The organism is Myxococcus qinghaiensis (assembly GCF_024198215.1).
GTDB lineage: Bacteria > Myxococcota > Myxococcia > Myxococcales > Myxococcaceae > Myxococcus > Myxococcus qinghaiensis.
Genome location: NZ_JAKCFA010000014.1, coordinates 120,377 through 145,098, shown reverse-complemented (window position 1 = coordinate 145,098; position 24,722 = coordinate 120,377). Strand labels below are relative to the sequence as shown.

Sequence of the window (24,722 nt, the reverse complement as noted above, 5' to 3'; positions counted from 1 at the left end):
GGGCGCCCGTCGAGGCGCAAGGCGGCTCGCCCGCTCCAGTCGTGCAGTCAGTCGTTCAGGAAGGAGCCGCGCGTTGGTGCAGGAGGGGGAAGCTTTCGCGGGTCGGATGGATGAGCTGCTCCTGGGGCTGGAGCGCGAGCTGAGGGCCCGCTATGCGCTCCGGCTGGAGCGGGAGCGCGGACCGCAGGGCCTCGCCGAGAGCAGGCTGGTGGACCTGGTCCCCGTGCTCCTGGACGCCTTGAGCCGAGCGCTCCGGGAGGCGCAGGTTCCTCCCGCTCCCCGCGTGCTCCAGGACCTGCGTGTCAGGCAGGCGGAGCGCTGGCGCGCCCGTCAGGACTCGGACACGGGCCTGCTCACGCGGGAGTACGCCCTGTTTCACGACTGCCTGCTGGAGCTGCTCGACGAGGCCGGAGTGGAGGTGTCCGTCCGCGAGCTGCGAATCCTGGGCACGGTGCTGGCGGAGGCGGCCGTGGACGCGGTGAGCCAGCCGTCGTGGCTCCAGTCCATCATCGACCATGCGCCGCCCGTCATCTTCGCGAAGGACGCGCAGGGGCGCTTCGTCCTCGTCAACCGGAGCTTCGAGGAGGCGATGGGGATTCCGCGCTCGGCCATCCTCGGGAGGACGGACTGCGAACTGCTTCCCGCCTCGGTGGCGGAGCGCAACCGGGAGAACGACGCGCGGGTGCGTGAGACTCACGCGCCCTTGATGGCGGACGAGCAGGTCCCGGGGGTGAAGGGCCTGCGCACGTGGTTCGCCATGAAGTTCCCCCTGCCCGGTGCGCGCGGGGAGGGGCCCATCGTCTGCGGCATCTCCACCGATATCACCGACATCCGTCGCACCAACGCGGCCCGGGACTTCCTGCTGGAAGCGGGGCGGGTGCTGTCGGGCTCGCTGGACCTGGAGGCCACCCTCCGGAGCCTCGTGGGCCTGGTGGTGACGCACCTGTCCGACTACTGCACCGTGGACCTGCTGGACGGGGACGGGCAGCTCGTCCGGCTGGAGGCGGCCGCGAAGGAGCCGTCGCGCCGGGAGCTGATTCGACGCCTCCTGCCCTTCGCCCCGCGCGTGGAGGGCGACACGCCCATGGCCCGGGCGCTGGCGAGGGCCGAGTCCATCGCCGAGCCCCAGGTGACGCCGGCCTGGTTGGATGCGGTGTCGAGCAACGCGGCACACCGCGCGCTGCTGGAGGAGCTGCAGCCCCGGTCGTCCGCGGTGGTCCCGCTGGTGTCACGCGGGCGCGCGCTGGGGCTCATCCACCTGGTGTGGACCCAGCCTCACGAGCCCTCGGAGATGGAGGCGCTGGTGGAGCTGGCGCGCGGCGCGGCGGACCGCGCGGCGGTGGCCATCGAGAATGCGCGGCTGTACCGGGAGGCGCGCGAGGCGGTGCGGGTGCGCGAGGACGTCGTGGCCATCGTGAGCCATGACCTGCGCAATCCCCTCAATGCCATCCTCCTGACGGCCGCCGCGCTGCTCCGGCGCTCCGGGTTGTCCGAGGACGGTGTGAAGGGAATCGACCGCATCCGCGATGCGACCCAGCGGGCCACGCGAATGATTCGCGACCTGCTGGACTTCACCCAGGCGCGTGTCAGCGAGAGCATCCCCATCCGCCCCCGTCCCATGGACCTGCATGCGCTGATACGGCAGGTCGTCGACGAGGTGCTGCTCATGCATCCCCACCGGCACGTCCACCTGGACCTGCGAGGAGACGGCCACCTGGACGCGGACGAGGACCGGCTGGCGCAGGTGGTGACCAACCTGGTGGGCAACGCGTTTCAGCACAGCGAGCCGGGCTCGCGCGTGCGGGTGGTGCTCCGGGAGGACGAGGGGGGCATGTGCCTGGAGGTCCACAACCAGGGCGCTCCCATTCCCGCGTCACTGCTCTCCACCCTCTTCGAGCCCTACCGCCGCGGTCCCGAGGCTCGCAGGGGCAGGGGCAGCATCGGCCTGGGGCTCTACATCTCCCGGCTGATTGTCCTGGGCCATGGCGGCAGCATCGACGTGTCCTCCGCCGAGGACGGCACCCGCTTCACCGTGTGGCTGCCCCGTCAGCCAGCGCATTGAATGCGCGAGGCCGCGCGGACCTTCGCGTGGCCTCGCGTGACGCGCGGGGAAGACGGCTCCTCGCGCGCCAGGGGGTTCCGCGACTCAGGCCATCAAGGGTAGGAGATGGACTCGATGAAGGACGGGTGGCCCGGATGGCACGTGGCCTCCGCGTCGGCGCCGACGATGGTGCCGCGCAGGAGGCGGCTCGGCTGGCCCGGACGCTTCACCGTGAGGGTGTAGGGCACCGGGCTGTCGTCGCCGTGCTTCGTCTCGAAGCTCGTGGTCCTCCGGCAGACGTCATAGGTGCCACGCTGGGGCGCCGCGTCCTCTCCGCCCGCCACCCGCGCGCCGGTGATGCCGGCCTCGTAGCTGACGAGCTCGCCGGAGGGCGTCCGGATGAGGAGCTGGGCGTCCTGCGCCTGCTCCCAGGTCGCGGTGAGCTGGAACGGAGCGATGCTGCCTCCGCAGACGCCGGACGTGCAGGTCTTCCCGCTGGCGCAGGTGTTGCCGCAGCAGCCGCAGTTGGATTCGTCCGTGTTCGCATCCACGCACGAGCCTGCGCATTTGACCTGCGGCGGCGGGCAGCTCCCGGGCACGCAGTCGAAGCCGCCGGGCTGATTCACGCACCGCTGGCCCGGGGTGCAGGTGTTCGTCCCGTTGGTACACTCGTTGATGTCATTGCACGTCCTGCCATTGCCCGAGTAGCCCACCTTGCACGTGCAGGTGAAGCTGCCCGCCGTGTTGGTGCAGGTGGCGTTGACGGAGCACTGCGCGGTGCCGTTGGTGCACTCGTTGACGTCGTTGCATGTCCTGCCATTGCCCGTGTACCCGCCCTTGCAGGCACAGGTGTAGCTGCCCGCCGTGTTGGTGCAGGTGGCATTCACGGAGCACTGGGAGGTGCCGTTGGTGCATTCATTGACGTCCGTACACGTCCTGCCATCGCCCGAGTAGCCCACCTTGCACGCACAGGTGTAGCTGCCCGCCGTGTTGGAGCAGGTGGCATTGGTGGAGCATTGCGAGGTGCCGTTGGTGCACTCATTGACGTCCGTGCACGTCCTGCCGTTGCCCGTGTAGCCCGCCTTGCAGGCGCAGGTGTAGCCGCCGGGGATGTTGGTGCAGGTGGCGTTGGTGGAGCACTGCGAGGTGCCGTTGGTGCACTCATTGACGTCGGTGCAGACGCTGGGCTGGCCCTGACAGGAATAGCCCGGCTCCACCTGACAGGTGGCGCTACAGCCGTCGCCTCCCGTGCGGTCGCCGTCGTCACAGCCCTCGCCCGTCACCACCTTGCCGTCGCCGCAGAAGGGCCCCGTCGCCTCCACCGCGTCCACCTGGTAGACGGCGGCCAACCCGCCCTTGAGCTTCACGAAGCGATACGGCGTGGCATTCGTATAGGGGACGAGCGCCGTATAGGTGCCGAGCCCCAGCTCCACCAGCCGCACCTGCCCCGTGGTGATGACCGTCATGTCGGCGCGCAGGAACTCCACCTGCGCCACCACCGCCACCGTCAGGCCCCGATAGTGGATGCGCAGCGGGCCGCTGCCTTCCTCGCCTTCGCCCATGTCCAGGTTCAGCGAGCCGCCCAACGCCGCGATGAAGCTGGCGACCTGCCCATCCGGCGCGCCCACGGCATTGTTCGGGTTGAGGACGGCGATGACACCCCCCTGGACCACCGCGTCCGCATAGGGGTCCACCGCGAACTCGGAGACCTCGCCCTCCGCTTCCAGCTTCGTCGCGGGCTCGACGTCAGCAGAAGAAGGTGACTCGGGATTGATTCCACAGGCACCCAGGACGGTGGCCAACCAGACCGCGCTCAGGACGCGCCACGGCGCGGCCCTTCGATTGAACTCCATGTCTCGCTCCATTCCATGCAACAGGCCGACAGCTCACGAGGTCGGGTCGACCTTTCAGGGAAATGCAGGAATCCATGGAATGCATGGAGTGCTGATTCTGCTCCCGCGCAGTGCATTCGCGCGGGAGGGCACGTGTCCCAATCGACAGGTACGGCGTTGGGTATCGCGGGAGCGCGTCACACGCGACATCTGGGCGTCCCTGAGGGGCATGCCCAGGTGTCGGGGCTGCGGGCGACGTCGCGCTACTGCTTCTTGCGCCAGGCCCGGAGTTCCGCCTTCTTCTTCGCGCCCACCTCATCCAGCTGTTGCTGCCAGCGCTTGCGATAGGGCCGCAGGGCGGCGGCGACGGTGCGCGCGACGACGAGGTTGCGGTACCACTTGGCATCCGCGGGGACGATGGTCCACGGCGCGTTCTTCGTCGACGTGCGCGCGAAGACGTCATGGTAGGCGCGGGTGTAGTCCCCCCAGTGCCGTCGGTCCTCCCAGTCGCCGGCGCTGATCTTCCAGGCCTTGCGCGGCTCCTCCTCCCGGGCCAGCAGGCGTTGCTCCTGTTCCTCCTGGCTGATGTGGAGAAAGAACTTCAGGACGATGGTGCCGTGCTCGGAGAGCATCTCCTCGAAGTCGCGGATGTGTCCGTAGCGCTCCTTCCAGAGCGAGCGGGGCGCCAGGTCATGGACGCGCACGGCGAGCACGTCCTCGTAGTGGGAGCGGTTGAAGATGGAGAACTCGCCCTGGCGGGGCGTGTGGCGGTGGATGCGCCAGAGGAAGTCGTGCTCGCGCTCCTCCGTGCTGGGCGCGGCGAAGGAGGCGACGCTGACGCCGCGGGGGTTGAGGCTGCCCACCACGTGCTTGATGGTGCCGTCCTTGCCCGCCGTGTCGCGGCCTTGCAGGACGATGAGCACGGAGTTCATGCGCGCGCCCCAGAGCAGGTCCTGGAGGTCGAACAGCTCTTCGCCGAGCGCGTCGAACTCCGTCTTCGCGTCGGCCTTGAGGGCCTTCTTCGGCGGGGCCGTGGGGATGTTCTCCAAGCGCACCCGGGCTCCCTGACTCGCGCTGGTGATGTGTAGCATGGCTTCCTTTCCGTCAGTCCCGGAGGGGACCTGGGTGATGAGGACTGGGGGCATCGCTCCAACCGCTCCCCGGTATCCCCTGGAACGGGCCAGGGCTGAACCATTCATGCCCGTGCCGTGATGACTCCGTGAAGATGTGAGCACAGTGGGCCGGGTAGCTTGGCTCCCATGCTCCTTCTTGGACTCGGATGGGCCGCGAGCCACCTCCTGCACGCCTCCGTCGAGGCGCCCATCACCGGCGTCACCGTCTACAGCGACAGGGCCCGGGTGGTGCGGACCGCCTCTGTCGAGGTCTCCGGCACCCAGCGCCTGGAGTTGCCCTCCCTGCCAGGCTTCGTGGACCCGGCCTCCGTCCAGGTGGAGGCCGAGGGCGCCCGGATTGCCTCCGTGGAGGTGAAGCCGACGGAGACGCCCATCTTTCCCGAGCAGGAGGCGCGCAAGCTGCTCGTGACGCTGGACCGGCTGGATGATGCCCTCGCGCGGACGGAGGCCGAGCGCGCGGCCCACGTGCTCCAGGTCGCCGCGCTCCGCCGCATCCAGCCGATGGAGCAGGGCGAGGAGGACGCGGTGGTCCGGCCCGTGTCTCCGGCGAGCTGGGCCACCGCCACGTCGTTCCTCATCGACATGGCCGCGAAGCTGGAGGGGCGCATGCGTGAGCTGGAGGGGCGCGCCTTGGTGCTGAAGGAGGAGCGTCGGCAGCGGCTCGGCGAAGCGGAGCGGCTCGCCACTCCGAGTCGGGGGGCTGGCGTCGACGTGGGGGTCCTGCTCACGGGCTCGGGGCTCGCCCGGGTGCGCGTCTCCTATCTGGTCACCCAGGCCGTGCGCTGGTATCCGCGCTACGAGTTGCAGCTGCAGCCCGCGCAGCAACGCGTCCAGGTGGCGCTCTCCGGCCGCGTCAGCCAGGAGACAGGAGAGGACTGGTCGCATGCCCGGCTCACGCTCAGCACCGCCCTGCCTTCCCAGGCCACCGCGCTGCCGAAGCTGAGCGCGTGGAAGCTGGGCAGCGTGGAGCGGTTCATCCCCACGCCGGTGAGGAAGGCCGAGTCCTCAGGCCCGCCGCCGCCGCTGCCGTCCGAGCGCGCGGCCCCCAACGTGGAGCAGGCGCTGCGTCGACAACTCCGGGCGAGGGTGGGCACTCCAGCCGCGTCGCCGAGCCCGAGCTCGAACCCGGCCGTGGTCGCCCGCTCCTCCCCGGTGCCGGCTCCGTCGCCGTCGCCGGACGCGGAGTCACGGACGGGCGGAGGTGCGCGTCTGTTTGGTTCGGGCACCCTCCATGGCACCGTCATCGATGCCCAGTCGCGCGGGCCGGCTTCGGACGTCGTCGTCACGGCGATATCCCCGGCGCTGGGAGAAGAGGACGTCGTCGTCACGGATGCGCGGGGGGACTACCGCTTCACGCGGCTGCCGCCCGGTAACTACACGCTGCGGTTCGAAAGAGAGAGTTTCAAACCCTACGTCCGCACCGACGTTCAGCTCGGGCCCGGACGCGCGCTCCGTGTCCCGGTGGAGCTGCTGCCCGAGTCGTTGGGCGAGGTGGTCGAAATCGTCGGCGCACCTCCTACGATTGACGTGGGGAGCACCACCACGGGCATGGGAATCTCGCTCAACGGTCCGCCGACCTTCAGCCGTCCCTATGTGGAGGAGCCCGTCGTCGACAGCTACGTGGGGCTCGCGCCGCCCCAGGGCTACGTGCCGCCAACGCTGTCAGCGGACCTGCCCGCCGCGCTCGCCGGCGGCCATGACCTGGCTTTCACCGCGCCGCGCCTGGAGACGGTGCCCAGCGCTCGGGGCGAGCGGAGCATTCCCCTGCTCATCGAGTCGTGGCCGGTCCAGGTGGAGCGCCACGTCTATCCAGCGCTCGCGTCGGAGGCCTTCCTGGTGGCTCAGCTCAAGAGCCCGTCGTCCGGCGCGCTGCCTGGAGGCGCGGCGAACCTCTTCGTGGGGGACGAGCCGGTGGGCACCGCGACGCTGAAGGTGGTGGTCCCGGGAGAGCCCTTCACGCTGCCGCTCGGCGTGGACCCGGCGGTGCGCACCACGCGCAACGTCCGGCTGGTGCAGTCGAAGGAGGGCTTCATCTCCAAGGATGAAATCAACACCTACGAGGTCACCTTGGAGATTCCCAATCCCTATTCATTCCCGCTCCAGACGCAGGTGGTGGACCAGTTGCCGGTGAGCGGGAACAGAGAGCTGGAGGTGAAGCTGGTGCGCGCCGACCCCGAGGTCCAGCCGGTGTCGAACACGGGAGAGCTGCGCTGGCGCGTCGTCGTCCCGCCCGGCGGAAAGCAGACCGTCACCTTCGAATACTCCCTGCGCCGTCCGCAGCACTGGCGCCTGGAGCAGTCCCACTGGAGCCACCGATGACCTTGCTTCCCTGGGCGTTCCTGGCGCTCGCTTCCGTGTCCCAGGTGTCTTCCGTCGTCATCCATCCAGACCGTGCCCAGGTGACCCGCTCGACGGAGGTGGCCTGTCAGGGCGCCACCACCGTCGTCTTCGAGCGGGTGCCCGGGTCCGCATCCCGGGAGAGCTTTCGTGCTCGCGCGACGGGGGCCACCTTGGAGGGCCTCACCGCGGAGCGCCGGACGCTCGAGAGGGAGCTCGCGCCCGAGCGGGAGAAATGGGAGGCGCGGGGAATCGCGCTCGGGCGCGAGCAGGCAGTATTGGACGCGGCGGGGGCCCAGGCGGCGGAGCTGGCTCGACTGTCGCAGGGCTACACGGACGTGGCCGTGGCGCGCGTCACCCGTGAGCTGACCGGGCCCAGGCCCGACACGGGGACGTGGGCCGCCGCCTTCGACGCGGCGATGGCGGTGCGGCTGCGCGCGGTGAAGGAGACGTGGGACCTGGCGGAGCGGCGGCGAGAGCTGGGGCAGCGCCGCGCGGAGGTCGACGTGGAACTGGCGCGCCTGCGCGAGCAGGGAGCCCGGGTCGAGCACCACGTGGAGGTGCGCCTGTCCTGTCCACGGGGGGCACGAACCCGCGTGGAGCTGACCTACCTGGTGGGCGGCACGTCCTGGGTGCCGAGCTACGAGGCCCGGGCGAACGAGGCGGAGGGGCTCGTGGAGCTGACGTCGCTGGCCACGGTGCGGCAGCGGACAGGGGAGGAGTGGACGGGCGCGAAGCTCTTTCTCTCCACGGCCCTGCCGCGACAGGACGCCACGCCTCCGGAGGTGTCGGCCCTGGTCATCCACGCCACGAAGCAGCCGAGGGAGCGCAAGGTGCTGGTGCCGCGCGAGGAGCAGGCGCGGCACGTGGAGACGGCTGGCGAGACGCGCACGTCGGAGTCCCTGGCGGGCCTGTCCGTGAAAGCCCAGGGCGTGTCCGTGCAGTGGGAGGCGCTGGAGGCGACGCGGGTGCCGGGGGACGGCACCGCGGTGCGGGTGCTGCTGGGGCGTCACTCGCTCCCGGCGAAGTTCTCCTGGCGCACGGTGCCCAAGCTGCATCCGGTGGTGTTTCGAGTGGCGCGGCTCTCCAACACCACGAGCTTCCCCCTGCTGCCGGGTGAGGTCAGCCTCTTCCGTGACACGGGCTATCTGGGGAGCCAGTCGATGGAGCGCATCGCGCGGGGGATGCCCTTCGACCTGACCTTCGGTCTGGCGGAAGGTCTGCGAGTGAAGCGAACCCTGATTCAGGAGGTGGGGCGGGCGGGCCTCTTCGGCGGCAAGCATCGCTTCCGCTACGCCTACCGCTTCCTGCTTTCCAACCTGGGCACGGGCACGGAGACGGTGGAGGTGTCCGAGCACCTTCCTGTCTCCGAGCTGGAGGACGTGCAGGTGGAGCTGGAGTCGGAGTCCTCGAAGGACTGCGCACCCGCCGATGCCGATGGCATCACCACCTGCCGGGTGACGCTGGAGGCCGGGCAGGCGCGCGCCGTGGACCTCGCCTTCCACGTGGATGCGCCGTCCAGCTACGACACCGGCAGGATGTAGGGGGCGCGGAACACGTTTACATTTCACGGCGCCTGGAATCACATCCAGGTCCATGACGCCCCTGCTTCCGGACCCCGATGAAGAGCTGGATGAGCGCAACCCGCTGGTCATCACCGTCGATGACCTGCTCAACGGCGACGAGTGCGGGGCGCTGGTGGCGCGAATCGAGGAGGCCGGGCCGACGGCGGCGCCCATCACCACCGCCGCTGGCTTCGTGATGCGGCCCGACATCCGGAACAACACCCGGGTGATGTTCGACGACTACGCGCTGGCGGACCTGCTGTTCCAGCGAATCAAGCCCCACGTCCCGCCCCGGCTGGAGCGCGAGTGGGAGCTGTGCGGGACGAACGAGCGGCTGCGCTGCTACCGCTACGAGGCGGGGCAGTACTTCGCCCCGCATTTCGACGGGGCCTTCGTGCGGGACCGCGAGGAGCGAAGCCTGCTCACCTTCATGGTGTACCTGAACGACTGCACGCACGGAGGCGCGACGAACTTCCTCTACCTCGGGCGCTCCGTGACGCCGCGCACGGGCTCCGCGCTGCTCTTCAACCACCACCTGTACCACGAGGGGGCGGAAGTCACCGCGGGCCTGAAGTACGCGCTGCGCACGGACCTGATGTACCGGCGCATCCGCGCGTGAGGCCTGTCCGGCTCCGGAGCACGAGGGCTCCGGAGCCGGTGGCGCTCACGCTTCAGCCAATCTCCAGCTTGCAGGTGGCGCTGCAGCCGTCCCTGTCCTGGCTGTTGCCGTCATCGCACTCCTCGCCGGAGCCGGTCTGGATGGTGTGGTCCCCGCAGCGAGGCCCCAGCACGCAGCCGCGCGCGCATTGGCCGTAGCCGCCGTCATTCACTCCGTCATCGCACTGCTCTCCCGCGTCAACGCGGCCGTCGCCACAGAGCATCCGGCACTGGGTGCGGCGGGAGGCAAAGTTGTTGAGGGTGAGGCGGTACGAGGACCCGGTGGTGTGGCGTTCGGCCTGGAACACCGCGACCTCGTAGATGCCGCCCACGCTGAGTCCGAGCCGCGCGGCCTGGGCGGACAGGTTGACGGTGCCAGTCGAGGCCCCGTGGATGCCGCCCATGTCGAGCGCCAGGATGCGATTGACGAACACCCAGACATCGTCGTCGCCCCGGAATTCGAGGACCTCGGTGCCCTTGTACTCGAACCAGTAGCGCGTCTCGCTGGTGAAGCTGAAGTTCCGCTGCCGGATGGGCGTGCCGGAGTCGCTGCGCAGCGGTTCCAACCCGGCGGCCACCCAGCCCAGGTCATCCAGCGGGAAGAACGCAGCGTTGTCATAGAGGTACGAGCCATTCGGCTGCCGCTGGAGTGACAGCTCCGCGACCACCGGCCTGTTCACGAGGTCCGTATCGACGAACCACTGGGCGAAGGTCGCGGCGCCGTGAGTCGTGGTGGAGGGCACGCCCTCCTTGGCGTAGTCGGGCTTGCCGGACGCATTCAGGAGGTTCTTCACGATGCCCGTCTCCGCGCCGTTCTTGTTCTGGAAGTCGATGTGCCCTTGCGGCAGGGGGGCCGTGGCCGGCAGGTCGTAGCCTCGGAAGTCGCGGTAGACGATGGGGAGCCTCACCAGGTCGGGCGGCTCCTGTTCGATGGACTGGCAGACGAAGCCCGGCTCCAGGCGGCACGCCGGCGAGCAGCCGTCATGGGCACGGGGGTTGCCATCGTCGCACTCCTCGGCGGTGCTGCCGGGCAGCATCACTCCGTCGCCGCACGTGGCCTCACAGATGCCGTTGGCGCAGCGAGGCTCCGTCATGCACAGCGGGGAGCAACCATCACCGGTGTTGTTGTTGCCGTCGTCGCACTGCTCGGTGCCCTCGGTGACCGCGTCGCCGCAGGTGGTGTGGCTGCAAGGCCGGCCAATGACAGGGCACTTGTAGCCTTGCTCCAGGCGGCAGTCGCTGTCGCAGCCATCTCTCACGATGACGTTGCCGTCCTCGCACTCCTCGGCGCCAGCGACGATGTTGTCGCCACACCCCGCGGCCTGGCAGGCGCGCCCGTTCACCGGGCAGCTCCACCCGGGCTCCAGGGCGCAGCTCGAATCACAGCCGTCGTTGCTCGTCGTGTTGCCGTCGTCACAAGCTTCCGGGGGCTCGCGCGTGCCGATGATGCCTTGTCGTGCTGACATCAATGCGTGCTCACCCCGCGCGTCGGCCGGTGGGTGGCGCCTGCGCGCACCTTCACCGGAACCGGCGGAGTTGTAGCATGGTGACAGGTGTCACTCCCAACCCGGTGCTCCGGCGGGCGGTGTGCCGGAGCGGGCGGGGGGCTACGTCCTTGCCGCGAGGCCCTGGGAGCGGGCTCGGCGTACCCACCTGTCGGGTGGGGGCCCTGCTCCCGGGCGAAGCGGCGACGGGCTCACCACGCGGTGGGGCGGTAGTCCTTGAAGAAGTTGCCCCAGGCGTACTCGCCGGTGTTCTCCGCGAAGATGACCGGGTCCACGATGCGGGCCGCGCCGTCGACGATGTCCAGCGGCGGCTGGAAGTCCAGGTCCTGCACCTTGCGCTCGGAGAACTGCACCGGGTCCTCGTCGGTGACCCAGCCGGTGTCCACGGCGTTCATGTAGATGCGGTCCTTGGCGTAGTCCGCCGCGGACGTCAGCGTCATCATGTTCAGCGCAGCCTTCGCCATGTTGGTGTGCGGGTGCCGGTCCGTCTTCGTCCCGCGCGAGAAGCTGCCCTCCATGGCTGACACGTTGACGATGTGGCCGGGCGAGGAGCGCTCGCGTGCCATCAGCGGCTTGAGCTTGCCGCAGAGGATGAAGGGCGCCACCGCGTTGATGAGGTGGACCTCCAGCATCTCCGCCGTCGTCACGTCCGCCAGCTTCATCCGCCACGAGTTCATGTCGCGCAGGTCCACCTGCTGCTCGTCCGCGTCCAGTCGGCCCTGGGGGAAGAGGGCGCGCGTGTCGCCCTCCTGCTCCATGGCGTAGGGCAACAGCGACAGCGCGGCGGACGAGTGGATGCCCAGCGCGGGGTCGCTGCTGCGCCAGTTCGTCTCAAGCGAGGACGCGTGCTCCGTGCCGGCGCCGAGCGCGGGCGCCACCGTGGCGATGCACGCCTGATGGCCGGCGAGCAGCGGGCGCGCGGCTTCCGGCAGCTGGTCCAGGCGGAGCTGCTCGCCTTCGAGCAGGTGCGCGTAGAAGCCCGGAGGACGGCGGACCGTCTGCGCCGCGTTGTTGATGAGGATGTCCAGCCGCTGGTGCGTCTGCTCCACGTAGGTGGCGAACAGCTCCACGCTGGGCGCGTGCCGCAGGTCCAACCCGTGGATGTGCAGCCGGTGGGACCAGTTGGCGAAGTCCGGCTCCAGCACGTAGCGCCGCGCCGCGTCCTGGGGGAAGCGCGTCGTCGCGATGACGGTGGCGCCCGAGCGCAGCAGCATCAGCGAGGCCTGGAAGCCAATCTTCACGCGCGCGCCGGTGATGAGCGCGACCTTGCCGTCCAGGGACGCGCGCTGGGTCCGCTTCGCGTAGTTGAAGTGCGCGCACTCCAGGCACATGGAGTCGTAGAAGAAGTGCAGCTGCCGGAACTCCGCCTTGCAGACGTAGCACTTGCGCGGCGTCTCCAGCAGCTGCCCCGGGTTCTCCTCGGGCGGGGGCGGCAGCAGGGGCACGTTGAGGACGGGCGCGCGGCGCATCAGCCGGATGCGGGTGGACGCCCGGACCTCGCGGTCCTTGGTCTCCTTCTCCACACGGCGCTCACGCCGCAGGGCCTTCTCCAGCCGCGTCTTCGCCCCCCGGTCCGGGTGCACCAGGCGGCCGGCGGCGACCAGGAGGGCGAGCTTGTCCTCCTCAGGGAGCCGCGTGAGCAGGATGCGGTCCTGCGCCGCGGCCTCGAGGAGTCGGGTGCAGCGACGGACCTCCTCCAGCGAGAGTTGCTGCGTGAGGTCGGTATCAGCGGGGAGTGCGGGCGACGAGGTCTCTGCGTCCTTCATTCTCGCGGTGAATACCCCGGAGGCGCCCGCGAAGAAAGGCCGGCGGTGGCGGGGGGCTCGCCCGGGGAGGAGGCGAGCGGGCCGCCCAAGGCGCCGGGGGCCACCGCCCCGGGCGCGGTGCGGGTCCTCCCCGGGCGCTTTGGCGGCCCTACATTGGCGACCTCGACGCCGGCGGTCGTCCCCTGGAGGAGACGCAGTGCCTGGGCCGCGAGCGGGCGATGCCGGCAGGCACGGGCGACCCGGCCCGGTGGGCCGCCGTCACGCCTGGGGCGTCAGTGCCAGTTGACCCGGCCGCTGCCATTGACGCGGATGGAGCGCACAGAGGCGGAGCCCCACAGGTCCACGTCGCCCGATGCGTCCAGTGAGACCTTCACGGTGCCGCCCTCGACGGTGGCGCTCGCGTCGCCGGAGCCCTCGGAGACCAGGTCCAGGTCCCCCGCGCGCAGCTCGCGGGCCTCCAGGTCGCCGCTGCCGTCCATCCTCGCGCTCAGCCGGGAGGCGGTGCCCCTGAGTCTCACCAGACCGGAGCCCTCGCTGGCCACGCGCACGTCGCTCGCGGCGCCCTGCCAGCTCAGCTCTCCGGAGCCGGACAGGGAGAAGTCCGCCCGCTCCACGAGCACGGACTCCGGCATGCACATCACCACCCGGCCGGAGCCCTCCACCTTCGCCTCCACCGTGCGGGCCGCGCCGCAGTAGCGCACGCTGCCGGAGCCCGTCGATTCGAGCCGCACGTGCTCGCCGGACTGTCCGGCGAAGCCCTCCACCGTCATGGTGCCGGAGCCCTCCATCGTCGCGCCCACCAGCCGTGGCACGGTGATTTCCACCCGCGCGGTGCCCTTGGGGTGGAGGTTGCCGTCCGTGGTGATGACGAGGGACGCATCCGGGCCCTTGAAGGTGCGCACGTTGTCCTGGAGGTTGGAGTCCAGCGTCACCTTGAGGCTGGACGTCTCCCCTTCGCGCACCACGACGGTCAGCGGGCCTTCATGCACCACCGACTGGAACGCCTCCACCTGGCGCTCCTCGGTGACGGTGTCGCCGTTGCCGTGCACGTCGAAGTCACTGCACCCCGCAAGCCACCCCGCCGCGAGCACACACGCGGCCATGCGCATCCCCATATCCTGCCTCCGTTGAGAGTCTCGCGCGCTCACGCGCCGCTGATGGAACACCGCGCCCGCGAGAAACTGTCACCGGCCCGCGACTTCAGACGAAGGCAGCCGCGCGGAGGCCACCGCCACGCACAGCGCCGCCACGACGAAGTAGTAGTAATTGCAGAACGCCTGCTTGTTGAAGGCGAAGAAGGTGGCGTACGTGAGCGCCGTGGCGGCGGCGAAGCCCGAGGGAGAGCGAGGTGCGCGCCACAGGCTCAGGCCCAGGACGCCGGCCACCGCGACGAATGGAATCCAGAGCGGAGGGGGCGGATGGCCCCGGGCCACCCACGCCGCCAGGTAGCTCAGTGACTCCGTGCGGAACGGCTGGTGCACGTGCAGCGCCACCACGCTGTGGAAGAACGCCTTCACGTCCGGCAGCGCGAATGGAAGGCTCACGAGCAGGGCGGTGGCTCCCGCGCGCCAGAGCAAACCCCAGAGTCGCCGGGGCTCGGGCACCAGGAGGAAGGCCAGCGGCACCAGGAACACGGTGTGCTGCTTCACGGCGAGCATCAACCCGAAGACGTAGGGGAGGGCGCGAGGGAATCGCAGGGCGCAGAAGAGGCTCGCCGACAGGAGCATCACCAGGAACGGCTCCGTCCAGGACTGCTCCAGCACGAAGAAGCCGCGCGGGGTGAGCAGGTAGAGCGCGGCGGCGCCAGCGCCCAGCCGTCCGCCGCGCGCATAGGCCATGAAGCCCGCCGCCAGCGCCGTGGCCACGAGCTGCGCGTAGCGTGGGTCTCCCGCCAGCACGCGCCCGAGCGTCGCGAACAGCAGGCTCAAGGGCGGATAGGGAAAGCCGAACAGCAGGCGCCCGTCCTTTGCCAGCCCGTCCCCGTACCAGAGCGAGTGGCCGTAGATGTTGGGGAAGGTCATCGCGAACGGGTTGCCGCCGCGCAGCAGCTCGTCCGCGCCCTGGACCTGGAACACGAAGACGTCGATGTGAGGCGCCGGGGAGTGCCGGAGGATCCACCCGCCCAGCAGCAGGTACACCCCCAACAGCACGGGCACTCCCACCTGTCGCAGCCGCTCCGGGCCCGCCAGCAGCGCTCCCGAGACGAGCGCCGCGGTGGCCAGGCGCTCATGGAAGGGCGCGAAGGGCCAGGGGCCATTGAGCCGCAGCGAGGACGCGGGGTAGTCCGAGAGCAGGGCCTGGAGCTGCGCCAGCAACGCGACGCCCACGAGCAGCGCGAGCACCGGCTCCGCCCACGTCCAGGGACGGCGCAGGCCCGGGCCGACCACCGCGAAGAGGCTCAGGCCCAGGCACAGGGTGAGTCCTCGCAGGGAGTCCTCGCGGAGCGTGCCATTGGTGAGCTGGAGCGTCAGGGCCAGCACCGCGGCCGCCGCCAGGCAGAAGACAGGCAACCGCCAGGGGTCCGTGGGTGAGGGCGCGAGGGGGGCCGGCGTTGACTCCATGGCGCGCTTATAGCGCACGCGCCTGGACGCGAATCGCGTTTGCACGTCGTCGCGTGGGGCGGTCCTCGCGAGGAATTGCGCACGAAAACCAGGACGGGTGTGTGTGGTGCGACAGGTCACGCGGCGGAGTCCGCCACGAGCGCCTGTGAGCATGAGTCTTCGAGCAGGGCCGGGTCGGAGGTTCTCGAGAGAGGTATGCGTGATTGCCAGGAGAAGTGTGTGGGGAGTGACGGGGCTCGCGACGATGCTGGCCGTGAGCGCTTGTGAGGAAGCACCCGGGCCCGTCCAGGTCGATGGAGCCACGGAGTCCGCCCCCGTGGAGGCGCAGCGCTCCGCGCTCAACGGGGCCCCGGTGCCCGACTTCGTGGTGACGTCCGTCACGGGGCCCGCGAGCATCCAGGACGGCGGGATGTTCGATGCCAGCGTGACGGTGTGCAACCAGGGGACGCTCCCCTCGAGCAGCACGGAGGTGGAGCTGTACCTGTCGGCGGACGCGGTCATCACCGCGGAAGTCCCGCTGACTCCCGCCTCGGACAGGCGCCTCGGTCAGCTCTTCGTGGAGCCGCTCCAGCCGGGCGGATGCCAGACGCGCACGACGCGCGTGCAGGCCGTCGCGTCGATCCCCGGGGCGTACTTCCTGGGCGCCATCGTCAACCCACGGCGTGGAGGCCTGGAGACGGACTGGAGCAACAACACCCGGGCCAGCGCGAGCTTCGGTGTGGGCTCGCTTCCGGACTTCGTCGTGACGTCGGTGACAGGCGTCGCGAGTGTGGCGCCGGGCCAGTCCTTCGCAGCGCTGGTGACGGCCTGCAACGTCGGCACGGTGCCGGGCGCGCCCGTCGTGAAGCTGTACCTGTCCGCGGATGTGGTCATCACGTCGGAGGTGCCGCTGCGGCCCACGTCGGACACCCTGCTCGGTGAGGTCAGCCTGGGCATGCTCTCGCCGGGACAATGTCAGACGGAGTCGAAGACGGTGACGGCGTCGGTGGCTCGCGAGGGGGCCTATACGCTGGGCGCCATCGCGGACCCCGCTCAGGCGGTGTCCGAGCTCATCGAGGACAACAACACCAAGGCGGGCAGCCGGCTGGGTGTGGGACTGCGGCCGGACTTCGTGGTGACGTCCGTGACGGCGCCGGCGAGCGTGGCTCCGGGGCAGCCGCTGACGGTCAGCGCGGAGGTGTGCAACCAGGGCACGGTTCGGGGCACGGCCCCCGTGGAGCTGTACCTGACGGCGGATGAGGTCATCACGCCGCACGTGCCGCCCAACCCCCAGACGGACACGCGGCTGGGCACCCAGGACACCGGGCCGCTCGAGCCCGGCGCCTGTCGGACGGTGAGCTTCACGAGCACGCCCTCGGGGCTTGCCCCCGGCACCTACCACGTGGGCGCCATCGTCGACCCGGCCCGCATGCTCAACGAGCTGGATGCCGACAACAACACGCGGCTGAGCGCGAAGCTCGGCGTGGGCTTCGGCCCCGACCTGGTGGTGGGCACGCTCTCCGGTCCTCCTAGCGTCGCGCCCGGCCAGCCGCTCTCCGCGAGTGTCCAGGTCTGCAATCAGGGCACGGCGCCGTCGAGCGGCGGCCAGGTGGAGCTGTTCCTGTCCGACGACGCGGTCATCTCCGCGGCCGACCGCTCCCTGGGGCAGGTGGGCCTCGGGACGCTCAATGCCCAGGAGTGCCGGACGCTCTCGTTCGCGTCGGGCGCGTCCGTCCCGGAGGGGGCGTACTTCCTGGGAGCGCTCGTGGACCGTGGCAACGTCGTCCCGGAGCTGCTCGAGGACAACAACGCGCGGAGCGGCGCGAAGCTGGGCGTGGGTCTGCGGCCGGACTTCGTGGTGACGTCGGTGACGGGCACCCTCGCGGTGCAGGTCAGTGAGTGGCTCACCGCGAACATCACGGTGTGCAACCAGGGCACGACTCCGGGCCTGGGCGCGGTGGAGCTGTACGTGTCCCGGGATGCGGTGATTACTCCCCGCGTGGGCTCGCAGCCCTCGGCGGATGCGTACGTCGGCTCCGCCTATCCGTCGGCCCCGCTGGCCCCCGGCGCGTGCGAGACGGTGAGCGTGACGGGCATGCCTCACGGCATCCTGGAGGGGACGTACTTCCTGGGCGCCGTCGTGGACCCGTCTCAGTTGGAGGTGGAGCTCCTCGAGGACAACAACGCGACGCCAGGCACGCGCCTGGGCGTGGGGTACCGGCCGGACTTCGTGGTGACGTCGGTGACGGCGCCGACCCCGCTCCCGCTCGGGGCTCCCTTCACCGCGTCCTTCCAGGTGTGCAACCACGGCACGCAGCCGGGTGTCACCCACCTGGAGCTGTTCCTGTCGGAGGACGCTGTCATCACGCCTCCCGCGGGGCCGGGCGCGCCGGGTGCGGACCTGCACGTGGGCTTCACGCCTCCGTTCAACCTGGCGCCGGGTCAGTGCGAGACGGGAACGGCTCCCGGCTTCGCTTCCGTCCCGTTCCCGGGGGCCTGGTACCTGGGGGCCGTCGCGGACGTGGGTAACTCGACGCAGGAGCTCTTCGAGGACAACAACCGCCTCGCCGGCACGCGCATCACCTTCAACCCCTGAGTCGTTGAAGTGCCGCCCCTCTCGTCACGCGAGGGAAGGGCGGTCAGCCTCGGCGCGGGAGGTGGATGCTGAACGTCGTCCCGCGCGCCTGGGCGGAGTCCACCTCGACGTGGCCTCCATGGGCCCGGGCAATCTGGTCCACGATGAAGAGGCCCAGGCCGATGCTGCGCCGCTCCGTTCCATCCTCGGTGCCGCGCCGCATGGGCTCGAAGAGGGTGGCAATCACGTCCGTTGGAATGGGCGGCCCGGTGTTGCTCACCCGCAGCACCAGCTCCTGGTGGCCTCCCTCGCACAGCACCTGGATGCGGGCGGAGGGCGGGCTGTACTGCACGGCGTTGGAGAGCAGGTTGTGAATCACCTGGGCGATGCGGTCCGAGTCCCAGGAGCCATTTCCATCACCCCGTGTCTCGACCTCCAACATCCGCTCCGGCATGACGGACTGCACCTCGTTCACCGCTTGCATGGTCAGCTCGTGCAGGTCCATGGGCCGGCGATTGACGGGCAGCACCTGGCCCATGCGCGCCTGCGTGAAGTCCAGCAGGTCCCGGATGAGGCGCTGCGCGCGGTCCGCCGAGTCCACGATGCGGCGGATGGCCTTGCGCGCCCGCTCGTCCAGGTCCGTTCGTCGCACCATCGTGGAGGCGGAGAGGAGGATGGCGTTGAGCGGGTTGCGGAGGTCATGGCTGACGATGCCAATCAACTGCTCGCGAAGAATCGCCGCTTCCTTCGCGCTGAAGAGCTGCGCTTCCCTGCGCTCCAGCTCCTCCTGGTTCTCGAGCTGATGGCCGATGAGCTCTCCGAGGTGGCGGAAGACCTCGAGCTTGTCCTCGGCGACCAGGGCGGGGTTCGCATCCAGCGCGCACATGACGCCGAAGAAGGAGCCATCCCTGCGGTACAGGGGCACGGCGATGTAGCTCTCCACGCCATAGAGCTTGGGCGCGGGGTGGTTGGCGAAGCGGGGGTCCTCGCTCGCGTGATTGACGAGCAGCGGTGTCGCCGAGGTGCGGACCGTGTCACAGAAGGTCGTGGTGATGGCCAGCGTGTCGCCCGGATTGAGGCCGAAGTTCATCTCATCCAGCACGGCGCAGCACCGCCACTCCTGGGTCGTGACACGCGCCACCACGGCCAGCCGCAGCCCCGTGGTCTGCAGCAGCACGCGCAGCACCGTCTTCACGGCATCGATGCGCGCGATGGCCTGGACGTCCGCGGTGAAGCCGGCGGGCAGGGCCTCCGACACGAGCGGTGCCGGATGCGCGGGGAGGCCTTCATCTGCGGCCATGCGAAGAGGCGCGGCAGTGCCATCAATCATCATTCTTCCTCTGTAGTGCCCTAACGGGCGGGAGGCCCTTGCTGCTCACGTGCGGGGCTGTGCGCGCTCGCGTCCTCGCTGGCGGGGAGGTCGGAGGGGCAGACTCCCACCCGACCGGCGTCTGGGTGGGTGCGGGGCTCACGCGCCGGATGTTGAATCCCTCCCGCCTCGTGGAAACCCCTGAGTCCCGCCGAGGGAGCGAGCGGCTACACTCCCGTGCGGAGAGCACGGAGCCAAGGGGAGCATGTGGCACGAGCGCGAACACCTCCCGGGCGAGAGTGCGGGCCAGCGTCCGCCGGTGGACCCACTCGGGGGGGACCATGAGCGAGCCCCTGACGACGTTGGAGTTGCTGCGCCAGCTCGCAGGGGCGAAGACCGGTGGTTTCACCGAGAGCATCGCGCGACTGCGGGCTCGCACGGACCTGGTGGATGCGGCGCGCGCGGCGCTCTCAAGCGGGCAGGAGGTGGAGCGGGTCCTGGCGCTGCTCGCGATGCGGGGACTGGAGGCTCGCGAGGCTCATGACCTCATTCTCTCCGCGCTGGGGGATGCATCCGCGCAGGTCCGGGCCATGGCGGCCGGAGGGCTCGCCCTCGCGCCCCGACAGGTGGCCTGGGGGCGGCTGGTCCAGGCCCTGGCGGATGTGGACAGCACGGTGCGGCGCCAGGCACTGGAGACCCTCGTGCGAATCGATACGTCCGCCGCGGGCGCGCTGCTGGCGGAGCGCTTTGCCCACGCGACGGAGTCCGAGCGACTGACGCTGCTCGAGGTCGCGAGCGAGGAGGCGACGCCCGCGTGGCTGCCGCTCGCACGCCAGGGCCTCGCGGATGCGACGCCGTCCGTCAGGGTCGCGGCCGTCGAGGTGATGTCGGCGGTGGAGGGCCCGATAGCGGACCGCGCGCTCATGGCGGCGCTCCAGGATGTGGACGAGCAGGTGCGCATCGCGGCCGTCGAGGCCCTCACGCCGCGCGACACGCTTCTGGAGGAGCCGTTCCTGGCCCTGCTCGCGGATGGCTCGCCCGCCGTGCGGATGCGGGCGCTGCAGGCGTTGCTTCGCCGGGGAACCACGGAGGGAGTCGAGGCGCTGATTCCCCTGCTGGAGGACCCGGCTCCGCAGCTCCGGAAGTTGGCCATTCTCGCCATCGGTCAGCTCGGCTGTGGCGCGGCGATCCCACGACTCATCGACGAAGCGCGCCGCGCCACCGACGAGGAGGAGCGCGCCTCCCTCGTCACCGCGCTCGGGGTGCTGGGGGCACGCGAAGGGGAGTCGGTCCTCCAGGCGGCGCTCCAGGACGCGTCCGCGCGCGTGCGGACCTCGGCGGTGGTGGCGTGGCCTCGGATTGTCGGCGCGTCGCGGGCGCTCGCCCCGCTGCGCGGGTTGCTGCGCGGAGACCCGGACTGGCAGGTGCGCTCCCAGGCGGCGCTCGCGCTCACCGGCGCGGCGTCGGCGGCGGACGCGGACCTGGCCGTGGCGCTCACGCGAGATGTGGACCCGAGGGTGCGCTCGGCGGCGGCGGGAGTGCTCGCGGACAGGGTCGGCGCGGAGGTGGAGGAGGCGTTGGTGAAGGCGCTCTCGGACCCCGAGCCCGAGGTGCGGTTGAAGGCGGCGCGTGCGCTCGGCCGACGGCTGGCGGCGGCGGCCCGTCCGGCGCTGCTCGCGCTGGAAGCCACCGAGCCGCGGCGCGACGTGCGCGCGGAGGTCCGTCTGGCGCTCTCCCGGCTGGAGCAGGACCAGACGGGGGTGGAGGACGACGCGCGCCCGGAGCGCGAGCTGTTCGACCCGGCGGGCCTGGGGCTGGCCTTCGCCACGTGGCTGAGGGACCCCGACTGGTATCCCGTCTCGGACCGGCTGGTGTTCTATCGGGAAGGGGAGCTGGAGAGCATCGACCTGGAGGAGCAGGTCCTGGTCCATGACTACTCCGTTGATGTCGGCCACCTCCGGCTGCGACGGCCAGGCACGCCGGAGCTGTTGACCGCGTTCCGGGTGGAGCGCACGACCTGGCCCACCTCGGAGCAGGGGGCGCAGCCCTGCTATCGACTGGAGCTGCACACCGACGTGCTCACGGGCTCCGGACACCCTCGGGTCTTCTATTGCTTCGACGTCGGCTAGAGTCACCGGCGTGCCCCACAACTCGTCCCGTCGACACAGCGGCTCCATGCGCAATGCGGCTTTCCTGCTCGTCGTCCTGATGGCTGCCGGATGCAGGTGCAGACGGACCGAGTCCGTGCGCAGCGAGACCATCGGCTCCGCGGTCATCACCCACGTGCGGAGCTGCGAGGTGCTCGACTGGGAGAGCGGCTCCTGTCGGACGGACTCCGTCATGACGGTCGGCTCGGTGCGCATCCCGGAGGTCGGCAACGCCTCCCCCAGCCCCACCGGGCAGCGGGCGATGGTGGACATGCGAGACGGCACCACCATCCTCGTCGACACCCGCTCCGGAGAGATTCACAGCCGCTTCCCCGTGTTCTCACAGGTCCGCGAGTGGTGCGGTGACTCGGAGCTGATTGTCACCTCGCCCTTGGCGCACTTCGAAGGGGAGGGCTACAAGGGCACCACCGTGGAACTGGTGTGGTTCGAGAGCGACACGGAGGTCCGCCGTGCCGTCGTCCACAAGGGCCTGCGCGCCGTGCCCCGCGTCCTGTGCGGGCCCGCGCACACCCTGGCGTTCGCGCTGGAGGGAAAGACGCCCGAGTCCGCGCCGGAGCTGTATCGCTGGAGCCAGGCGGAGGGACTCCAGCTCGTGGAGACCTGGCCTGGACCCATCGAAGGCGGAGGGCCCTCGGACCTCGTGCTTTCCTGGTCTTCCTCGGGACGGCCCGACTGGTGCGCGCGGAGCCGGCCGTATGACTTGAACCGCTGCGTGCCGCCCGCGCGCTGAGTCCCGCAGTGCGTGTCTTGTTGTCTTCAGGTGGGATAATGCCTCCCTCCGCGAAGGCTTGGAGGTGAGTGCGTTCACCCGCCGCAGGCCATCGGAAACGGGAGACCGCATGAGGACCGGGACGCTGTTTGTCGCACTGGGATGTATCACCTTGGGTTCCATGGGTTGTGGCTCCGACACGCCCCCCGCGAAGAGCTGGGAGGTGGGCTCTGGCCTCAAGCTGGATGACGACAACGTCGTCAGCGTCGCGTACGGCTCGGGGCCTGGGACGGTGGCGGAGGGCAATGACCCCCGGCTCACCGACGCACGTGCACCCCTGCCCGGCAATGGGAGCTACATCCAGAACGGGACGCAGCCCCAGGACGCGTCGTTGTCCCTGTCGGGCGCGGCCACCGCGAAGTCCGGCATGTTCGTCGACGGGGCGGCGTCGGTCACCACTCCCGCACCGCTCCTGCGTCTCACGAACACCATCGCCGACCCGATTGTGTGGGACGCGTTCCCTCTCTTCACCGTGGACTCGGCGGGCGGACTGCTGGCGCGCGGCGAGCTGGGCATCGGCACGACCCCGATGACGGGCAAGGGGTACCGGCTGATGTGGACTCCCTCGCGCGCCGCGTTTCGCGCGGGCTATGCGGACGACGAATGGAATGACGCCAACCTGGGGTTCTATTCCTGGGCGGGCGGGTCGAAGTCCCGGGCGAGCGCGTACGGCAGCTTCGCGTTCGGCGACCAGTGTCTGGCGAGTGGCACCGTGTCGGTGTGCTTCGGCTCGAACAACCAGGCTCCGGGCACCGCGAGCTTCGCGAGTGGCGCGAGCTCCATCGCGAGCGGCTTCGGCTCGGTGGCCATGGGCTACACCAACAGCGCCACGGGGCAGGGCTCCATCGCGGTGGGGTACCGCGTCGCGGCCAATGCGGACTACAGCACGGCGCTGGGGCACCGGGTGACGTCGGGGGGCTTTACGGGCGCGTTCATCTGGGGAGACGAGTCCACCACCACCGTCGCCAGCAATACGGCGAACAACCAGTTCCTGGTGCGCGCCGCGGGCGGCGTCTTCCTGCGGACCAACTCCTCGCTGTCCACGGGCTGCAACCTGCCGGCGGGCTCGGGCGTGTTCAGCTGCACGTCGGACCGCACCCAGAAGGAGGACTTCCGCCGTGTCGATGGCGAGCAGCTCCTGGCGAAGGTGGCGCGGCTCCCCGTGGAGACCTGGCGCTACAAGGAAGAGGCCTCGGGCGTGCGTCACCTGGGGCCCGTGGCCCAGGACTTCCGGGCGGCCTTCGGTCTGGGCACGGATGACACCAGCATCGGCATGCTCGACATCGACGGGGTGAACATGGCCGCCATCCAGGCGCTGGAGCGCCGCACGCGCGAGCTTCACGTCCGGGACGCGGAGGTCGACGCGCTGAAGGCGGAGCTGGCCGAGCTGAAGCGCAGCGTGGCCGAGCTGAAGGCGGCCATGCCCCGCGCGCGTTGAGCGCCCTGGCCGCGTTGCCGCCGACACAGGGCGACGCGGCCGAAGCGCTCAGAAGACGAGCGTCCAGCCGGGTCTACGGACCTGCTCTCTCACGTACGAGACGCCGTCGACCTTCAGTCCCTGGGCATCGAGCAGGCTGATGGAGCCGCCCTGGTTGGTCAGCTCCACCGGCCTCTGGACGCGCAGCACGCGGGCAGCGCCTGGGGCCAGGTCTCCGCTCAAGGTCTGCTGGTGCTTCTTCCTGTCCGCGAGCACCCAGCCCGCGAGGGACACCGGCGTGGGGGACGTGTTGAGGAGGGTGACGGTCTCCTGCTCGGGCGCGTGGGTGTCGTTGACGAGCGCGGCGATGATGCGCACCAGGCCGTCGTGCTGCTCGGGCACGGGCGTGGTGAGGGCGTGGCCGGTGCGGTCATCGGTGTGCCAGACCTGGGACTGGAACTTGAGGAAGATGCCCACCCACTGCTCGGGCTGGGCGAAGTGGAGGAGCACTCCGCCGTCCTGCCACACGCCATCCTGGTCCGCGAAGGAAGGGTGGTTGCCCTGGTTCATGTGGATGTCGTGGATGCCGCGCCCGGGGCTGAAGCCGAAGTATTTGTCCTTGGCGCTCTCCGGGCCCCACGTCTCGCCAAAGGCGTAGACCGTGGCCTGCTCGTCGGCCATGGCGCGCTGGAAGAAGTGGTCCAGCTTCTCGTTCAAGTCGTTGTCCGGCCCGGGCACGTCGGGCGCCAGCGCCTTCATGAGCGAGCGGTCGAAGAAGTTGCCCCGGATGAAGTCGAGCGCGCGTCCACCCCCGCCACCCGGCAGCGGCGTGAAGCCGAGCGGCAGGGCCTTCAGGGCCTCCGTGGAGGGGTGCCGGAAGTTCTCGTCGACGAGGTACTCCAGGTCCGACGGCGGCAGCTTCGAGCTGACGTTGATGGCGATGCGGTGGTCCGCGCCCTGGTCCACGAGGCGGACCTGGTAGTGGGGACTGGGACCGGAGCCCAGGCGGCGCGCGATGGCGGAGCCCTTCAGGACTCCATAGTTCTTGAGCGACATGCGTGATTCCTCCTCCAGGGAGGAGGCGTCACGCGCCGGATGTCTCACGGCG

The 24,722-nt window shown here is 70.2% G+C and carries 16 protein-coding genes; 8 read left to right on the top strand and 8 right to left on the bottom strand.

Annotated elements, in window-relative coordinates; translation table 11 throughout:
- Nucleotides 1–106 precede the first annotated feature (106 nt).
- Nucleotides 107–2,062, top strand: a complete 1,956-nt coding sequence (locus tag LZ199_RS25900; protein WP_253996438.1) for a sensor histidine kinase — start codon at nucleotides 107–109, stop codon at nucleotides 2,060–2,062.
- 92 nt (nucleotides 2,063–2,154) lie between these two features.
- Here the strand turns inward: LZ199_RS25900 and LZ199_RS25895 are convergent, their stop codons facing one another.
- Together LZ199_RS25895 and LZ199_RS25890 are read right to left on the bottom strand one after the other, a co-directional pair.
- Nucleotides 2,155–3,894, bottom strand: coding sequence for an EGF domain-containing protein (locus LZ199_RS25895; RefSeq protein WP_253996437.1), 1,740 nt, complete (start codon nucleotides 3,892–3,894; stop codon nucleotides 2,155–2,157).
- 242 nt (nucleotides 3,895–4,136) lie between these two features.
- The gene (locus tag LZ199_RS25890) at nucleotides 4,137–4,964 is read right to left on the bottom strand and encodes a polyphosphate kinase 2 family protein (RefSeq protein ID WP_253996436.1); all 828 of its coding nucleotides are present in this window, start codon (nucleotides 4,962–4,964) and stop codon (nucleotides 4,137–4,139) included.
- A 168-nt stretch (nucleotides 4,965–5,132) separates the two neighbouring features.
- On the opposite strand from LZ199_RS25890, the gene LZ199_RS25885 reads away from it, so the two are divergent.
- From LZ199_RS25885 to LZ199_RS25875, 3 genes are read left to right on the top strand one after another with little or no spacing between them, the layout of a single operon-like run.
- Complete coding sequence (locus tag LZ199_RS25885) at nucleotides 5,133–7,325, top strand: mucoidy inhibitor MuiA family protein (RefSeq protein ID WP_253996435.1); 2,193 nt, start codon at nucleotides 5,133–5,135, stop codon at nucleotides 7,323–7,325.
- Complete coding sequence (locus tag LZ199_RS25880) at nucleotides 7,322–8,887, top strand: mucoidy inhibitor MuiA family protein (protein WP_253996434.1); 1,566 nt, start codon at nucleotides 7,322–7,324, stop codon at nucleotides 8,885–8,887. The genes LZ199_RS25885 and LZ199_RS25880 overlap by 4 nt, the downstream gene beginning before the upstream one ends.
- 52 nt (nucleotides 8,888–8,939) lie before the next feature.
- Entirely contained in the window at nucleotides 8,940–9,527 is a 588-nt protein-coding gene (locus tag LZ199_RS25875; RefSeq protein WP_253996433.1) for a prolyl hydroxylase family protein, read from the top strand.
- 52 nt (nucleotides 9,528–9,579) lie between these two features.
- On the opposite strand, the gene LZ199_RS25870 is transcribed toward LZ199_RS25875, so the two are convergent.
- The 4 genes from LZ199_RS25870 to LZ199_RS25855 form a co-directional block, all read right to left on the bottom strand.
- A complete protein-coding gene (locus tag LZ199_RS25870; RefSeq protein WP_253996432.1) occupies nucleotides 9,580–11,031 on the bottom strand; it encodes a DUF4215 domain-containing protein in 1,452 nt (483 codons plus the stop codon).
- A gap of 230 nt (nucleotides 11,032–11,261) precedes the next feature.
- Nucleotides 11,262–12,836, bottom strand: a complete 1,575-nt coding sequence (locus LZ199_RS25865; protein ID WP_253996431.1) for an SDR family NAD(P)-dependent oxidoreductase — start codon at nucleotides 12,834–12,836, stop codon at nucleotides 11,262–11,264.
- A gap of 272 nt (nucleotides 12,837–13,108) precedes the next feature.
- Nucleotides 13,109–13,945, bottom strand: coding sequence for a GIN domain-containing protein (locus LZ199_RS25860; protein WP_253996430.1), 837 nt, complete (start codon nucleotides 13,943–13,945; stop codon nucleotides 13,109–13,111).
- 75 nt (nucleotides 13,946–14,020) lie between these two features.
- Nucleotides 14,021–15,397: a hypothetical protein gene (locus tag LZ199_RS25855; RefSeq protein ID WP_253996429.1), complete on the bottom strand. Its 1,377-nt coding sequence runs from the start codon at nucleotides 15,395–15,397 to the stop codon at nucleotides 14,021–14,023.
- 226 nt (nucleotides 15,398–15,623) lie between these two features.
- On the opposite strand from LZ199_RS25855, the gene LZ199_RS25850 reads away from it, so the two are divergent.
- On the top strand, nucleotides 15,624–17,972 hold the full coding sequence (locus LZ199_RS25850; RefSeq protein ID WP_253996428.1) for a CARDB domain-containing protein: 2,349 nt from the start codon (nucleotides 15,624–15,626) through the stop codon (nucleotides 17,970–17,972).
- A 43-nt stretch (nucleotides 17,973–18,015) separates the two neighbouring features.
- On the opposite strand, the gene LZ199_RS25845 is transcribed toward LZ199_RS25850, so the two are convergent.
- Entirely contained in the window at nucleotides 18,016–19,251 is a 1,236-nt protein-coding gene (locus tag LZ199_RS25845; RefSeq protein ID WP_253996427.1) for a GAF domain-containing sensor histidine kinase, read from the bottom strand.
- Nucleotides 19,252–19,601: 350 nt separating this feature from the next.
- On the opposite strand from LZ199_RS25845, the gene LZ199_RS25840 reads away from it, so the two are divergent.
- From LZ199_RS25840 to LZ199_RS25830, 3 genes are all read left to right on the top strand, one after another.
- A complete protein-coding gene (locus tag LZ199_RS25840; protein WP_253996426.1) occupies nucleotides 19,602–21,389 on the top strand; it encodes a HEAT repeat domain-containing protein in 1,788 nt (595 codons plus the stop codon).
- Between the two features lie 115 nt (nucleotides 21,390–21,504).
- Nucleotides 21,505–22,158, top strand: a complete 654-nt coding sequence (locus tag LZ199_RS25835; RefSeq protein WP_253996425.1) for a hypothetical protein — start codon at nucleotides 21,505–21,507, stop codon at nucleotides 22,156–22,158.
- A 160-nt stretch (nucleotides 22,159–22,318) separates the two neighbouring features.
- On the top strand, nucleotides 22,319–23,635 hold the full coding sequence (locus LZ199_RS25830; RefSeq protein ID WP_253996561.1) for a tail fiber domain-containing protein: 1,317 nt from the start codon (nucleotides 22,319–22,321) through the stop codon (nucleotides 23,633–23,635).
- 48 nt (nucleotides 23,636–23,683) lie between these two features.
- Here LZ199_RS25830 and LZ199_RS25825 read toward each other — a convergent pair whose 3' ends face one another.
- Nucleotides 23,684–24,670: a DUF2278 family protein gene (locus tag LZ199_RS25825; protein ID WP_253996424.1), complete on the bottom strand. Its 987-nt coding sequence runs from the start codon at nucleotides 24,668–24,670 to the stop codon at nucleotides 23,684–23,686.
- Nucleotides 24,671–24,722: the final 52 nt, after the last annotated feature.

What these genes read in the sequence shown, in the direction of transcription:
- LZ199_RS25900 (WP_253996438.1), top strand. Translation starts at nt 107, where the DNA reads ATGGATGAGCTGCTCCTGGGGCTGGAGCGCGAGCTGAGGGCCCGCTAT.
- LZ199_RS25895 (WP_253996437.1), bottom strand. Translation starts at nt 3,894, where the DNA reads ATGGAGTTCAATCGAAGGGCCGCGCCGTGGCGCGTCCTGAGCGCGGTC.
- LZ199_RS25890 (WP_253996436.1), bottom strand. Translation starts at nt 4,964, where the DNA reads ATGCTACACATCACCAGCGCGAGTCAGGGAGCCCGGGTGCGCTTGGAG.
- LZ199_RS25885 (WP_253996435.1), top strand. Translation starts at nt 5,133, where the DNA reads ATGCTCCTTCTTGGACTCGGATGGGCCGCGAGCCACCTCCTGCACGCC.
- LZ199_RS25880 (WP_253996434.1), top strand. Translation starts at nt 7,322, where the DNA reads ATGACCTTGCTTCCCTGGGCGTTCCTGGCGCTCGCTTCCGTGTCCCAG.
- LZ199_RS25875 (WP_253996433.1), top strand. Translation starts at nt 8,940, where the DNA reads ATGACGCCCCTGCTTCCGGACCCCGATGAAGAGCTGGATGAGCGCAAC.
- LZ199_RS25870 (WP_253996432.1), bottom strand. Translation starts at nt 11,031, where the DNA reads ATGTCAGCACGACAAGGCATCATCGGCACGCGCGAGCCCCCGGAAGCT.
- LZ199_RS25865 (WP_253996431.1), bottom strand. Translation starts at nt 12,836, where the DNA reads ATGAAGGACGCAGAGACCTCGTCGCCCGCACTCCCCGCTGATACCGAC.
- LZ199_RS25860 (WP_253996430.1), bottom strand. Translation starts at nt 13,945, where the DNA reads ATGCGCATGGCCGCGTGTGTGCTCGCGGCGGGGTGGCTTGCGGGGTGC.
- LZ199_RS25855 (WP_253996429.1), bottom strand. Translation starts at nt 15,397, where the DNA reads ATGGAGTCAACGCCGGCCCCCCTCGCGCCCTCACCCACGGACCCCTGG.
- LZ199_RS25845 (WP_253996427.1), bottom strand. Translation starts at nt 19,251, where the DNA reads ATGGCCGCAGATGAAGGCCTCCCCGCGCATCCGGCACCGCTCGTGTCG.
- LZ199_RS25840 (WP_253996426.1), top strand. Translation starts at nt 19,602, where the DNA reads ATGAGCGAGCCCCTGACGACGTTGGAGTTGCTGCGCCAGCTCGCAGGG.
- LZ199_RS25830 (WP_253996561.1), top strand. Translation starts at nt 22,319, where the DNA reads ATGGGTTGTGGCTCCGACACGCCCCCCGCGAAGAGCTGGGAGGTGGGC.
- LZ199_RS25825 (WP_253996424.1), bottom strand. Translation starts at nt 24,670, where the DNA reads ATGTCGCTCAAGAACTATGGAGTCCTGAAGGGCTCCGCCATCGCGCGC.